General features: G+C 63.5%; 13 protein-coding genes and 2 pseudogenes. 7 read left to right on the top strand and 8 right to left on the bottom strand.

What is annotated here, in order from left to right:
• Nucleotides 1–369 carry a hypothetical protein gene (locus tag AC1Q6V_RS28290; protein WP_492344576.1) on the bottom strand — a complete coding sequence of 123 codons (369 nt, stop codon included), beginning with the start codon at nt 367–369 and terminating at the stop codon, nt 1–3.
• Between the two features lie 421 nt (nt 370–790).
• Here AC1Q6V_RS28290 and istA point away from each other — a divergent pair.
• Together istA and istB (AC1Q6V_RS28280) are read left to right on the top strand one after the other, a co-directional pair.
• Nucleotides 791–2314 (top strand): annotated as a pseudogene (gene istA, locus AC1Q6V_RS28285) (IS21 family transposase).
• Nucleotides 2315–2327: 13 nt separating this feature from the next.
• Nucleotides 2328–3095: an IS21-like element helper ATPase IstB gene (istB, locus tag AC1Q6V_RS28280; protein WP_133098529.1), complete on the top strand. Its 768-nt coding sequence runs from the start codon at nt 2328–2330 to the stop codon at nt 3093–3095.
• 9 nt (nt 3096–3104) lie between these two features.
• Here the strand turns inward: istB (AC1Q6V_RS28280) and AC1Q6V_RS28275 are convergent, their stop codons facing one another.
• From AC1Q6V_RS28275 to tnpA, 4 genes are all read right to left on the bottom strand, one after another.
• Nucleotides 3105–3380, bottom strand: a complete 276-nt coding sequence (locus AC1Q6V_RS28275) for a hypothetical protein (RefSeq protein WP_492344577.1) — start codon at nt 3378–3380, stop codon at nt 3105–3107.
• A 97-nt stretch (nt 3381–3477) separates the two neighbouring features.
• Nucleotides 3478–5031: an IS66-like element IS883 family transposase gene (locus AC1Q6V_RS28270; protein WP_492344578.1), complete on the bottom strand. Its 1554-nt coding sequence runs from the start codon at nt 5029–5031 to the stop codon at nt 3478–3480.
• Between the two features lie 30 nt (nt 5032–5061).
• Nucleotides 5062–5409 carry an IS66 family insertion sequence element accessory protein TnpB gene (gene tnpB / locus AC1Q6V_RS28265; protein ID WP_011154074.1) on the bottom strand — a complete coding sequence of 116 codons (348 nt, stop codon included), beginning with the start codon at nt 5407–5409 and terminating at the stop codon, nt 5062–5064.
• Nucleotides 5406–5816: an IS66-like element accessory protein TnpA gene (gene tnpA / locus AC1Q6V_RS28260; protein ID WP_492344579.1), complete on the bottom strand. Its 411-nt coding sequence runs from the start codon at nt 5814–5816 to the stop codon at nt 5406–5408. Before tnpA ends, tnpB begins: the two co-directional genes overlap by 4 nt.
• A gap of 65 nt (nt 5817–5881) precedes the next feature.
• Here tnpA and AC1Q6V_RS28255 point away from each other — a divergent pair.
• Together AC1Q6V_RS28255 and AC1Q6V_RS28250 are read left to right on the top strand one after the other, a co-directional pair.
• A pseudogene (locus AC1Q6V_RS28255) lies at nt 5882–6004 on the top strand (integrase); the annotation flags it as partial.
• An 8-nt stretch (nt 6005–6012) separates the two neighbouring features.
• Nucleotides 6013–7194, top strand: a complete 1182-nt coding sequence (locus AC1Q6V_RS28250; RefSeq protein ID WP_492344607.1) for an IS91 family transposase — start codon at nt 6013–6015, stop codon at nt 7192–7194.
• A gap of 501 nt (nt 7195–7695) precedes the next feature.
• Here the strand turns inward: AC1Q6V_RS28250 and AC1Q6V_RS28245 are convergent.
• The 3 genes from AC1Q6V_RS28245 to AC1Q6V_RS28235 form a co-directional block, all read right to left on the bottom strand.
• Entirely contained in the window at nt 7696–8250 is a 555-nt protein-coding gene (locus tag AC1Q6V_RS28245; RefSeq protein WP_151069297.1) for an AAA family ATPase, read from the bottom strand.
• 113 nt (nt 8251–8363) lie between these two features.
• A complete protein-coding gene (locus AC1Q6V_RS28240) occupies nt 8364–9026 on the bottom strand; it encodes a dienelactone hydrolase family protein (protein WP_492363704.1) in 663 nt (220 codons plus the stop codon).
• Between the two features lie 643 nt (nt 9027–9669).
• Complete coding sequence (locus AC1Q6V_RS28235; protein WP_492344581.1) at nt 9670–10062, bottom strand: hypothetical protein; 393 nt, start codon at nt 10060–10062, stop codon at nt 9670–9672.
• Between the two features lie 223 nt (nt 10063–10285).
• Between AC1Q6V_RS28235 and AC1Q6V_RS28230 the strand changes: the two genes are divergently transcribed.
• From AC1Q6V_RS28230 to AC1Q6V_RS28220, 3 genes are read left to right on the top strand one after another with little or no spacing between them, the layout of a single operon-like run.
• Nucleotides 10286–11365 carry a Mu transposase domain-containing protein gene (locus AC1Q6V_RS28230; protein ID WP_492344582.1) on the top strand — a complete coding sequence of 360 codons (1080 nt, stop codon included), beginning with the start codon at nt 10286–10288 and terminating at the stop codon, nt 11363–11365.
• Entirely contained in the window at nt 11352–12119 is a 768-nt protein-coding gene (istB, locus tag AC1Q6V_RS28225) for an IS21-like element helper ATPase IstB (RefSeq protein WP_492344583.1), read from the top strand. The genes AC1Q6V_RS28230 and istB (AC1Q6V_RS28225) overlap by 14 nt, the downstream gene beginning before the upstream one ends.
• A complete protein-coding gene (locus AC1Q6V_RS28220) occupies nt 12116–12340 on the top strand; it encodes a hypothetical protein (protein WP_492344584.1) in 225 nt (74 codons plus the stop codon). Before istB (AC1Q6V_RS28225) ends, AC1Q6V_RS28220 begins: the two co-directional genes overlap by 4 nt.
• The last annotated feature ends 231 nt before the right edge of the window (nt 12341–12571 follow it).

The following is a 12571-nucleotide window of genomic DNA, read 5'->3' as shown; positions in this document are numbered from 1 at the left end:
TCAGGCGACCGGCTTCATGCGCCCGCGCACGACGTCGGCCGGAATCGGCGTGTTCGCTTCCTCGTCTGAAATCGGGCGCAGCAGCCAACTCTGCACGAATTCCCGCTGCACGATCGGCTCGCGTTCGAATCCGGTCAAAGTGATGTATGCACCATTCATGTGAACCAACCGTGCGTCGTAGAGCACGCCGAGCACATCCACGTCCTGATGCTGGCTGTACCGCATGAAGGCCTGCGGCATCGTCCGATGGGTCACCGGGTCCAGCCGGTCCTGGACAACCAGATTGCCGCGCCAAAGGCGCTGCCCGCCCCACCAACCTCTGTGCAGCACGCGCCCCTCCAAACGAAGTTTCATCACCTCGAACAGCATACCTGTATAAATATACAGTATCAAGGCGACGACGGGCAGATGTCAGTTCAGCGATGGCAGAGTACCGGCAGTCTCCAGTCGCTTTTGGACGCGCGTCCAGTTGCGCAGCGCATCATCGGACAATGGCCCATCACATAGCTCCAGCCATGACGGCCGCGTGTCCATCCAGGCCTTGGCGAAGCTCTCGAATTTTGCACGCTCGCGTCGGACAAGGACCTTGCGGATGGCGTTACCGCCCTGCTGCTCGCAGAAGTGCGTATTTCGGACGAACGTGACCGGCCGTTTCGGGATCGTGACCGGCGATTTCGGCAACGTGACCGGGCATTTCGGGAACGTGACCGACCGGACCGGAAGGCAGGGTTGGCGTTGCGCATGACATCAACCGCACGGGCTATGCTCGCCGACTTTTGCCGGAGAGAGCATGCCCGCGCACCGGATGAACATGCGCATGATCAAGGACGTTTTAAGACTTAAATTCGACGGCGGCTTCTCGCACGATCGGATCGCCGCGTCGCTGGGCATTTCCAAGGGCGTGGTCACGAAGTACGTCGGACTGGCCGGGGCCGCGGGGCTCGACTGGGCGAGTGCCAGCGACATGGACGAGGGAGAGCTTGAGCGGCGCTTACTCGGCAAGCCCACGGGGCCAGCAGCCTACGCCCAGCCCGACTACGGGCGGATCCATCAGGAACTGCGCCGCAAGGGCATGACGCTCACCCTGCTGTGGGAGGAGTACCAGGCCGAGTTCGCGGACCGGCAGACCTACCACTATACGCAGTTCTGCGAGCACTACAAGGCTTTCACCAAACGCCTGAAGCGCTCGATGCGTCAGATCCACCGCGCCGGCGAGAAGCTGTTCGTTGACTTCGCCGGCCCCACGCTGCCGCTGACGACCGGACGCCGCGCACACATCTTCGTGGCCGCCATGGGCGCGTCGAGCTACACATTCGCGTGCGCGACGCCGGCCGAAACGATGGAGGACTGGCTGGGCGGGATTGCACGCGCGCTGACCTTCTATGGCGGCGTGCCGCAGCTGGTCGTGCCGGACAACCCGCGCGCAATGATTGCCGATCCCGACCGTTATGAGCCGCGCGCGAGTGATACCGTGTAGGACTTCGCGCGTCATTACGGCACGTCCTTCCTGCCCGCTCGCGTATATCGCCCACAGGACAAACCAAAAGTAGAAGTTGCAGTCCAGGTGGTTGAGCGCTGGATCATGGCGCGCCTGCGTCATCATCAGTTTGCGTCAGTTCAATTGGTCAATGACGCGATCCAGCCGCTGCTGAAGAACCTGAACGAGCGCCCGTTCCAGAAGTTGCCCGGATGCCGCGCCAGCGCGTTCGCCGAACTGGATGCGCCGGCCCTGCAACCGCTGCCGGCACAGCCCTATGAGCTGGCGCACTTCAAGTCGGTGACGGTTCATATCGACTATCACGACGAGATCAACAAGCACCGTTACAGCGTGCCGCACGCCCTGGTCGGCCTCAAGCTCGATGCCCGCATCACAGCGGGGGCTGTCGAACTGTTGCATCGCGGCCGCCGCGTTGCCAGCCACGCCCGCAATGACCGCGTGGGTGGCTACACCACCGTCGTCGAGCACATGCCGGCGGCGCACCGCGCCCATCTCGAATGGACGCCGCAGCGGCTGATTCACTGGGGGCAGCAGATCGGCGCGGCAACCGGCGCGCTCGTCACGCGACTGCTGCAGGAGCAACGCCATCCGGAACACGGCTATCGGGCGTGCCTCGGATTGCTCTCGCTGTCTCGGCGCTTTGGCCGCGACCGCCTTGAAGCTGCGTGTGCGCTGGCGCTGGAACTGGGCGTGCACCGTTACCGCCACGTGCGCGACATCCTGATCAACAACCGCGACCGCGCTGCGGCGGCAACGCCTGCCGACTGGATCAGCCCGAGCCACGCGCATGTACGCGGTCCCAGCTACTACCAATAAAAGAGAACCCACCATGATGATGCACCAGACCCTGACGCAGCTGCGCACCCTGAAGCTGGACGGCTTCGCTGATGGCCTCGAAGAACAGTTGACGCAGCCCGGCGCGGCCAGCCTGAGCTTCGAGGAGCGACTGTCCCTGTTGGTCGACCGGGAAGCCAGCTGGCGTGATGACCGGCGCCGCACCCGACTGCTCAAGCAGGCGCGTCTCAAGTATCCGCAGGCCGCCATCGAGGACCTCGATACCCGTTCCGGTCGAGGCGTGGACCCGCGCTCGCTCACGAGCCTGGCACTTGGCGACTGGGTCGAAGCCGGCTACAGCCTGCTCATCAGCGGCCCAACCGGCGCGGGCAAATCATGGCTCGCCTGCGCCCTGGCGCAATATGCCTGCCGGCGCGGACATTCCGCCTTGTATCTGCGCGTGCCACGACTTGGCGAGGAACTGCGCGTACTCCACGGCAACGGCGGCTTCACCAAATGGCTGCTGCAGGTCGCCCGCGTTGACGTCCTGCTACTGGATGATTGGGGAATGGCTCCCCTCGATGCAATGGTTCGCAACGATCTGCTCGAGATGATCGATGACCGAGCGGCGGGCAAGGCGACCATCATCACCAGCCAGTTACCGATTGAGCATTGGCACAGCTGGATCGGCGACGAAACCATCGCCGATGCGATGCTCGACCGTCTCATGCAGCGCCATCACCGGATCACGCTCACTGGCGAATCGCTCAGAAAAGCATCACCAAAACCCAACATCCTGGAGCCCGAACTCGACCAGAACTGATACGAAACCCTACAATCGACACCGCGCAACGCCTATCTCGCCAAATCGGTCACGTTCCCGAAATCGGCGGTCACGTTCGCCGAAATACGCACAGAAGCGCCTGAGCGCAACTTCGCGGCCCTGCCGATACTCTTCCCAGAATGCATCCGTGCGCTCGGAGATCACGAAGTCGAAATGCGCCCGCACCATCATGATTTTGGACACATCGACGGCACTCTCGCTCTCGTTGGTGGGTAGCAGCCAGCGAGCAAACTGCTTCATGGCAATGGCGTGCGCATGGCTCACACCGCCACCCACCTGCTCGAACAGAAGGTCGATATCCGCGTCATTCGTAAGCGCATCGCCAGCACCGTGGTTGACGACGAGACAGGAATGGTCTGCTTTAGGCTTGCAACGCCAGTTGAGCGGCGACGTTCCACGGCAGGAGTTCGTCGATCCGGTTGACCGGATGATCGGCGATGTGGGCCAAGACGTAACGCAGATAGGCCTCGGGATCGATGCCGTTGAGTTTGCAGGACCCGATGAGCGAGTACATGGCGGCCGCACGCTCGCCGCCACTGTCGGCGCCGGCGAATAAAAAATTCTTCCGACCCAACGCGACACCGCGCAGCGCATTCTCCGCGATGTTGTTGTCTATCTCTGCCAGGCCATCATCACAGTAGTAGATTAGTGCTTGCCACTGGTTCAGCATGTAATTGATGGCCTTGGTCGTTTCCGACTGCGTCGAGAGCGCCAATAGCCGCTCTCGCAACCACACTTCGAAGCTGTCCAGTAGGGGCCGGGATCTTTGCTGCCGCATCTGTTGACGCACCGCAGGTGGCTTACCCCGGATTTCCGCTTCGATGGCGTAGAGCTCGCCGATCCGGCGCAACGCCTCCGTGGTGGTCGGCGTTGCCTTGCGGACATGCAGATCGTGCACCTTACGGCGCGCGTGGGCCATACAAGCTGCTTCGCGCACACTGCCATCGGTAAAAACAGCGTTGAAGCCCGCATACGCGTCTGCCTGCAGGATGCCGCGGAAGCCGGCCAGATGCGCTTGGGGATGTTGTCCCTGGCGATTTGGTGTGTAGGCGAACCAGACCGCAGGCGCAGCATCCGAACCCGATGCACGATCGTCCCGCACGTAGGCCCATAGTCTTCCCGTCTTGGTCTGCCCCTTACCTGGCGCAAGTACCGGCAGCGGCGTGTCGTCCGCGTGCACCTTGCCGGGCATCATCACGTATCGGTGCAAAGCCTCGACCAGGGGGCGTACCAGCGCACCACAAGCGCCGACACCGCGAGCCATGGTCGTGCGGTCCAGCTCCACGCCCTGCCGGGCATAGATCGCGGCTTGGCGGTACAGCGGTTGATGATCAGCGTATTTGGCAACCAGTATGTGAGCGTGCAGCCCCGCCGTGGCAATGCCGCGCTCAATCGGCCGGCTTGGCGCCTCAGCCTGGACGATGCAATCACAACAGGCGCAGGCCTTCTTGCGCCGCACCTGCCGAATCACCCTGAATGAACTGCTGATGATATCGAGTTGCTCCGAGATGTCCTCACCCAGCGGCTTGAGTTTACCGCCGCACTCTGGACAGGCTTCGGTCTCTGGCTCGAGAATGCGCTCCTCCCGCTCCAAGTGCTCCGGCAACGGCTTGCGTACCGCTTTCTTCCGGACAGGAGGGGTTGCCTGCGGATCGGTTTCGGTTTCGGCCGCACCCTCCTCGGCGAGCAGATCTTCCAGTCGGGTCTCGAGCCGTTCAATCTGTCGATCAAGCTTCTCGGACTTCTGGCCAAACTGCATCCGCCTCAGCTTTGAGATCTGCAGATTTAGCTGCTCGATCTCCATGGAGCGGACCGCCAAGGCCCGTTCCATGAGTGCGATCGACTCCCGCTGTGCCAACACCAAGGCCTTCAGGGCCTCAATATCGTCGGGAAGGTCGCTGGGGTCGATTGGCATGCGCGGCAGTTTACGCATATGCCGCAAGGTTTACAACACCGACAGTGGCGGCCAGGTGCGCTCGGGCTGCTTCCAGTTAATCCCCTCCAGCAGCATCGACAACTGCGCTTGCGTCAGGTGGATCTTGCCGCTGTCGGCCTGCGGCCAGACGAAACGTCCACGCTCCAGGCGCTTCGAGAGCAAGCAAAGCCCATCGCCCGTTGACCACAACACCTTGATGACGTTGCCGCGCCTGCCGCGGAAGACGAAGACATGGCCGGAGAACGGGCTCTCCTGCAGAGTCGCCTCCACCTTCGCGGCGAGCCCGTTGAATCCACAGCGCATATCGGTCACGCCTGCAGCGATCCAGATGCGTGTTCCCGCCGGCAACCCGATCATGGCGTCAATCGGTCCAGTACCGTACGCAACGTGGTCGCGTCTACTGCCCCTTCAATGCGAATCACCGCTCGGCCCAAACGGATCTCAATGGTGCCGTGCGGCGGCGTCGGCTCGCAAAACGCAGCGGCCGGACTCATTGGCATCGGACCGGGTGGCGAGCTTGGGTGTTCAACGGTCACCGGCAACAACACCGCAGCTTCCTGGCGCTGCTCCGTTCGATAGCGTCGGCGCCAGGTGAACAGCATGTTCGCGTTGATGCCGTGCTCGCGCGCCAACTTCGATACCGAGACCCCCGGCTCACACGCAGCGGCTGCCAACCGCCGCTTGAATTCCTCGCTGTGGTTCGGCCGGCCTTTGCGACTGCCGGCAATTGGTACTTCCCGTGACTGTGACAAAGTAGTTCCCATCACTATTTGATGGGAACTACTTTGGCGCCACTCTACTGAACGGTACAGACGGTGCTGGCGACTCGCTTACCGTCATTCAGGTACTGCTCGGGCATAAAAAGCTGGAGACGACGGCGCTTTATGCTCAGGTCGCCGCTGATCTGCTGCGCGAGGTCGTCAGCCCGCTGGAGAACCTCCGCTCCACCTAGGCAGCGCCATCGAGCCTGTCGTGCTCGAGGTCGCCGATATCTTCCGCCTCCATGGGCGGGCCTGGCGACAAACTGCACACCTGAGCCTGGGCCAGTTGCAGGTCATGTCGGCCATCGAACAGTGCCGCACCGGGGCACTGGGAGGGCATGTGCTGCGCTGTTCCGGCTGCGCCAAGCTTGAGGTGTCCTATAACTCCTGCCGCAATCGGCATTGCCCCAAGTGTCAAGCCAGCGCTGCGCATCGCTGGCTCGAAGCGCGCAGCGAGGATCTGCTCCCCGTGGAGTACTACCACGTCGTGTTCACGCTGCCTGCGCCCATCAGCGCCATCGCGTGGTACAACAAGTCGGTGATCTATGGTCTGTTGTTCGATGTCGCCGCTGACACCCTGCGGACCATCGCCGCCGACCCGAAGCACCTCGGCGCGCAGATTGGCGCCACCCTGGTGCTGCACACCTGGGGCTCGGCACTCACGCATCATCCGCACGTGCATGGCATCGTTCCCGGCGGCGGCCTGTCACTCGATGGCAAACGGTGGGTAGCGTGTCGCCCCGGCTTCTTCCTGCCGGTCCGCGTGCTCTCCCGCCTGTTCCGGCGGCGCTTCCTCGAGGCCCTGCAGGCCGCGCACGAGCAGGGTCGGTTGCAGTTCTTCGGTGACTACGGCGCGCTCACCAATCCGGCCGCCTTCGCGCAGTGGATCGCGCCGCTACGCACCTCGGAATGGGTGGTCTATGCCAAGCGACCATTCGCCGGGCCAGAGGCGGTGCTGGCTTATCTGTCACGCTACACCCACCGTGTGGCCATCTCCAATCAGCGCCTGCTCGCCCTGGATGAGCGTGGCGTGACCTTCCGCTGGAAGGACTACCGGGCCAAGGGGCGCACCCGCTACAAGACCATGACGCTGGATGTCGGTGAGTTCATGCGGCGCTTCCTGTTGCACGTGCTGCCTGGCGGCTTCCACCGCATTCGGCACTACGGCCTGCTTGCCAATCCGGTGCGCCGCGCGAACCTGGCCAGAGCGCGCGAACTGTTGAATGTCGTACCTATGGTGGCCGTTCCACCTGACGACACCGATCTCGCTGCACCCACGCCCTTCCTCTGCCGACACTGTGGTGCACCGATGCTCATCATTGAGGTCATCCCGCGCAGTGCCTGCATCCGCGGACCGCCACAACAGCGAGTCCTTGCATGACACCACACATCTCTCGTATCCAAGTCAACCGTCGGCTCTTCGGAGACCGGAGCCGCAAGCGGACAGTCGTGCTCGCTGCCCCCGGCCGCCTCGTTGAACGCTTGCAGCGTCCTAATGGCTCTGAGCTGCCGCAACCTCGCGCCGTGCCTACGCCTGCTTCACGCCACGCTTGCTCCCGCATCTCCTGGCTCTGCTGATCGAGCAAACGCATCATTCGCCATAGGTCAGCACGCCTCATCGCACCAGTCCGCGGCTTCCTCCCTCGAGGATTGTTCGACGCCTGCCCACACGCGCCACCGCCTCTCACGGTCCGGCAGACGAGGGCAGACATCCAACAATCCTTAACAGTCAGCGCCCCTCAGCCTCCCGTGGGCTGTGAATCTGCTTTTGGTTGGCGCCCCCCATCAGCGGGCCAAGTTCAGCCATAGCGTGACATCCCAGGCCGATCCATGGTATTGAGCAGCAGCCTTGGATGATACCCGCGGAGCCACACGGCCCGGTCTATGCAAACAACGTCCGCATGCGTGCACGCAGCGTGCCCAGGACAAAGTCGGCCCGTTCAACCACGGTGGCCTTCGGTACGATGCAGACATCGTAGCCAAGCGCCGGATAAGCTTCAAGAAGCCGCAAGTACTCCGCCGTGGCGTCGGCCAGATCATGCCGTCGCTCCGAGTCCTGGACGTAGATCTCCGGCCAGGGCGGTACCAGAAAGGCGAGCTGGTGATAGTGCTGTGCCTCGCCTGCAAGCGCCTTCAACAGCGGTTCACCTGTGACATGCTGAAGCGCCGCCATCGCATCGACTAACCCCCGGTCCAGGAAAATCCATTCATTGGATTGGCTTGCGGCCTTCAAGTCGCTCCTCGCCAGTGCAATCACACGATGCAGGAACGCCGTCATATCGATCCAAGGCAGTGCTCCTCCCCTGCTGCGCATCTGTTCCGCCACGATGCGACGACCGGGCTCTTCCACCACCGGGTAGCCACGTCGTCCAAGCTCCGTCAGCAGCGTGGATTTGCCACCGCCCGAACACCCGGAAATGACAATAAGTCGATTCATCTTTCATCCTCTGTGAAAGGCTTGTCCCGAAAACCCAGCGGCAGCGGCCACGCTCTCGCGTAAATTCGAAACCACAGCCTCTTCACGTTCGAGTGCTGACAGGTGTTCACGGGCTATGCCAGCCGCTCAGCCAGGAACGCCCGCATGGCGGCCCAGGAACGGCGGTCCGCGGCAGCGTCATAAACGATGCCACGCTCTGGAAAGTTCGCGCCTTCGAACGTGAACGCATGGCGGGCATGGCCATAGGCATGCAGTTGCCAGTCGGCGCCAGCCTCGGTCAGTTCCCTGGCGATGCCCAGGACATCATTCGGGGGTGCGACCGGGTCTTCCCAGCCATGCAGCAGCAAGATGCTGGCGGTGACCGGCGCCTGCTCGCCGATGCGCGGCGCCTGCAGGACCCCGTGCACGCTGACGGCAGCCAGCAGATTTGGCGGCACTGCACGCGCCAGGTCCAGCGCGCACAGGCCGCCGAAGCAGTACCCGACGACTGCCATGCGGCCCGCGTCTACGCCGGACAAGGCCTTGGCAGCGTCAAGCCCTGCCAGTAGCCGTTGGCGCAGCAAGGCGCGATCGCGCAGCAGCGGGTTCATGAGGCATGCGTTGTCTCCGAGTTGGTCGCCGCGGACGCCTTTGCCATACACATCCATCGCAAAACAGACGTATCCCAGTGACGCCAGCCGGTCGGCACACCGCCGCATTGCCTCGTTTAGGCCGCTCCATTCGTGTGCGAGTACAACACAGGGCGCAAGCGTTGTCACGCTTGCAGGCCTGGTCACATAGCCTTCAAACACGGTTTCGCCATCCGTGTACTCGATGTGAACGGCGGTCCAAATCCGCCATTAAACGGTGGCGTCGGTCAGAAAGGCAAAACGATTCGCGTTCTGTCGAGCTGATTAGTGCTTGTTGCCGACGGCATTGAGGGGCGGTACCGGGAGCGTCGGAAGGAGCCCGGAGGGCGAGTGCAGACGCTCCCGGTATGGCTCGCTTCGTGAAGGGATGACGCAGAAGTCGGGATGCGGTAGAAGAACAGCTTACCGCCGAAGAAACAGGCCCGACACCGGCCCAAACTGCCAGGTTCACTCCGATGTCGAGCCCCACGCGCGCACGGGGGCACGGGGGCACGGGTGCCACGCCAGTATGGCATGGCCAACCATCCCCGTCGATGCCGTTTCGGCATTGACGGGGATTGCCGATGCTGGCCACGGGCCGCCTCTTTGTGTGCGCTCGCTGCCGGGCGCAGGTCATCGTTTGCCGCCGTTGCGACCGGGGCCAAATCTATTGCGACGGCGACTGCTCGCAGATGTCACGCCACGCCAGCCAGCGCGAGGCTGGCCGGCGCTACCAGCGCAGCCGTCAAGGCCGCTTTGCGCACGCCGAACGGATGCGCCGCTATCGCATCCGCCAGAAAAAAGTGACGCATCACGGTTCCGTGGTGCCAGCCGCCAATGCTCTACTGCCGCTGACTTCGACGACGCCGGCTACAGCAGCGACATCCGCTACCGCCGCACCGGTTCCTGAACATTGCCACTTCTGCCACTGCGTCTGTTCGGGCTTCGTACGCCTCGGGCCATTGCGCCGTCGGGTCTTCCTTGAAATCCCTACGACAGGATGCGACCCATGACCATTGGAGCCGAACTCGAAGCGCAGATCCTGCGCTACTACCATGTCGAGAAATGGCGCGCCGGCACCATCGCGCGTCAGTTGCATGTGCACCGCGGCACCGTTCAGCGGGTGCTGGCCCAGGCCGGCCTGCCCAGGATTGGCGCCGTGCTGCGGCCCTCGCAGATCGATACCTACCTGCCATTTATCCATGAGACGCTGAAGAAGTTCCCATCGCTCACGGCCAGCCGTCTGTATGCGATGGTCACCGAGCGCGGCTATCGGGGCAATGCTCACCACTTCCGGCACCTGATCTCACTGCATCGGCCGCGGCCAGTGCCAGAAGCCTATCTGCGCCTGCGCACGCTGCCCGGCGAACAAGGACAGGTCGACTGGGGTCACTTCGGCCATCAGCGGCCGTGCTCGCCGGCCGCTGATGGCCTTCGTGATGGTGCTGTCGTGGTCGCGGCAGATCTATCTGCGCTTCTTCCTCGATGCCCGCATGGACAGCTTCCTGGCTGGCCATGCGGGCGCCTTCGAAGCCTGGTCCGGCTTGCCCAAGGTCCTGCTCTACGACAACCTGAAGAGCGCCGTCCTGGAACGCCAGGGCGATGCAATCCGATTCCATCCGACGCTGCTCGCGTTCGCTGCGCATCATCGCTACGAGCCCCGGCCGGTCGCCATCGCCCGGGGCAACGAGAAGGGGCGCGTCGAGCGTGCCATCCGCTACGTGCGCGATAACTTCTTCGCCGCACGCACCGTGACCGATCTCGACGAGCTCAATGCCCAGGCCGCCCACTGGTGCGCGGGACTTGCGGCCGATCGCCCCTGCCGGGAAGAACCGACGATCAGCGTACGCGAGGCCTTCGCCCGCGAGCAACCCAGCCTGCTCGCCTTGCCGGAGAATCCCTATCCGTGCGAACTGCAACTGGCTGTCAAGGTCAGCAAGACACCGTACGTGCGCTTCGATCTGAATGACTACACGATCCCGCATACCCACGTGCGACGCACGCTCACGGTGCGGGCCAGTCCCCGGCAGGTACGCATTCTCGATGGCACGGAGCTGCTCGCCACCCATGAGCGCAGTTACGATCGCGGCGCGCAGATCGAAATTGCCGCGCACATCAATGCCCTGGTCGAGCGAAAACGCGAAGCCCGCCACCATCGCGGACTTGACCATCTGGCACGGGCGGTGCCGGCCAGCCAGGCGCTGATGCTGCGCGCGGCGGAACGGGGCGGCAATCTGGGCAATATCACCACCCATCTGCTGCGGCTGCTCGACCGTTATGGCGCCGCGGAACTGCAAGCGGCGATCGAGGAAACCCTCGCCAGCGATGCCGCGCCTCACCAGAACCCGGTGCGCCTGGCGCTGGAACGTCGGCGCGAGGCGCGCCAGGCGCCCCCTCCGGTGGACATCCAACTGCCCGACCACGTCCGGCACAAGGACAAGCCGGTAACACCCCACCGGCTCGACATCTACGATCAGATCATGGGAGATGCCAATGACCACGCCTGAGAACCTGCAAAGCCGTGCAAACGCCTTGCGCCTGCATGGGCTGCTGGCGCACTGGCCGGAGGTCGCCGACGCCGGCTGGGTGGCGCCGCTGCTGCAATGGGAAGAAGAGGAGCGCTCGCGCCGCTCACTGGAGCGACGCATCCGGGATGCTCGCCTGGGCAACTTCAAGCCTTTGTGCGACTTCGACTGGACCTGGCCGACGCGCTGCGACCGGGCAGCCGTCGAGGAATTGATATCGCTGGAGTTCGTCAAGGACTCGGCCAACGTCGTGCTGATCGGCCCGAACGGCGTCGGCAAATCCACGCTGGCGCTGAATCTGGCCTATCAGGCGCTCGTGCACGGGTACACGGCGCTGTTCACCACCGCCGGCCAGATGCTCGGCGAGCTGGCTGCCCTCGACAGCGATTCGGCCTTGCGTCGGCGCCTGCACCGCTACGCCTCGCCGGATGTGCTGGTCATCGACGAGGTCGGCTACCTGTCGTACTCGAACCGGCATGCCGATCTGCTGTTCGAACTCGTCAGTCGCCGGTATGGTGCCACCAGTACGGTGGTCACGACGAACCGGCCCTTCGCCGAGTGGTCGGAGGTGTTCCCGAACGCTGCCTGCGTCGTCTCGCTGGTCGACCGGCTAGTGCATCGTGCCGAAGTCATCGCGATCGAGGGCGAGTCGTACCGCGTCAAGGAAGCGCGTGAGCGGGCCGATCAGCGAGCAAAGAAACGCAGCGCGGCCAGGGCGGAGAGAAAGCCATCATGACGCGCCATCTGCACCTGCCTTCGGGCATCACCCATGGGCTCGACTTCCTGATACCAGACAACTGGTCCCCGGAACAGGCGCTCGCCGTCGTCGAACTCATCGACGATCTGCGCGAGCGGATCTGCGCGCACTACCAGCTCGCGCTGGACGACCTGCTGCGTGAGCAGCGTTCGCCCCCGGAGGACCACCATCCCCCCGACGAAATCGACGATCCCTTCTGATCAGGATTAGCCAACCTGAACAGCAAGGGGCAGGAAGCGGCCCCTTGCTGTTGACGCCTTTACCAACCCGGCGCCGCCATTTACCGTCGCTTTTAGACCGCCGTCAACACTCGACGAACTTTCGTTCCAGGGGAAAGACTCCGGCATCCATGCGCATCTCCTTTTCGTTCGGCAAGGATGCATGAGCGGCGACACGGCGTATTGAACGTTTGGGACGCTGGCCGGACGCCT

It is taken from the genome of Cupriavidus sp. GW823-FHT07B10 (assembly GCF_058794355.1).
This window is presented reverse-complemented; position numbering and strand designations above follow the sequence as displayed.

What these genes read in the sequence shown, in the direction of transcription:
- AC1Q6V_RS28290 (WP_492344576.1), bottom strand. Translation starts at nt 369, where the DNA reads ATGCTGTTCGAGGTGATGAAACTTCGTTTGGAGGGGCGCGTGCTGCAC.
- istB (WP_133098529.1), top strand. Translation starts at nt 2,328, where the DNA reads ATGATGATGCACCAGACCCTGACGCAGCTGCGCACCCTGAAGCTGGAC.
- AC1Q6V_RS28270 (WP_492344578.1), bottom strand. Translation starts at nt 5,031, where the DNA reads ATGCCAATCGACCCCAGCGACCTTCCCGACGATATTGAGGCCCTGAAG.
- tnpB (WP_011154074.1), bottom strand. Translation starts at nt 5,409, where the DNA reads ATGATCGGGTTGCCGGCGGGAACACGCATCTGGATCGCTGCAGGCGTG.
- tnpA (WP_492344579.1), bottom strand. Translation starts at nt 5,816, where the DNA reads ATGGGAACTACTTTGTCACAGTCACGGGAAGTACCAATTGCCGGCAGT.
- AC1Q6V_RS28245 (WP_151069297.1), bottom strand. Translation starts at nt 8,250, where the DNA reads ATGAATCGACTTATTGTCATTTCCGGGTGTTCGGGCGGTGGCAAATCC.
- AC1Q6V_RS28235 (WP_492344581.1), bottom strand. Translation starts at nt 10,062, where the DNA reads ATGGATAAATGGCAGGTAGGTATCGATCTGCGAGGGCCGCAGCACGGC.
- AC1Q6V_RS28230 (WP_492344582.1), top strand. Translation starts at nt 10,286, where the DNA reads ATGGCCTTCGTGATGGTGCTGTCGTGGTCGCGGCAGATCTATCTGCGC.
- istB (WP_492344583.1), top strand. Translation starts at nt 11,352, where the DNA reads ATGACCACGCCTGAGAACCTGCAAAGCCGTGCAAACGCCTTGCGCCTG.
- AC1Q6V_RS28220 (WP_492344584.1), top strand. Translation starts at nt 12,116, where the DNA reads ATGACGCGCCATCTGCACCTGCCTTCGGGCATCACCCATGGGCTCGAC.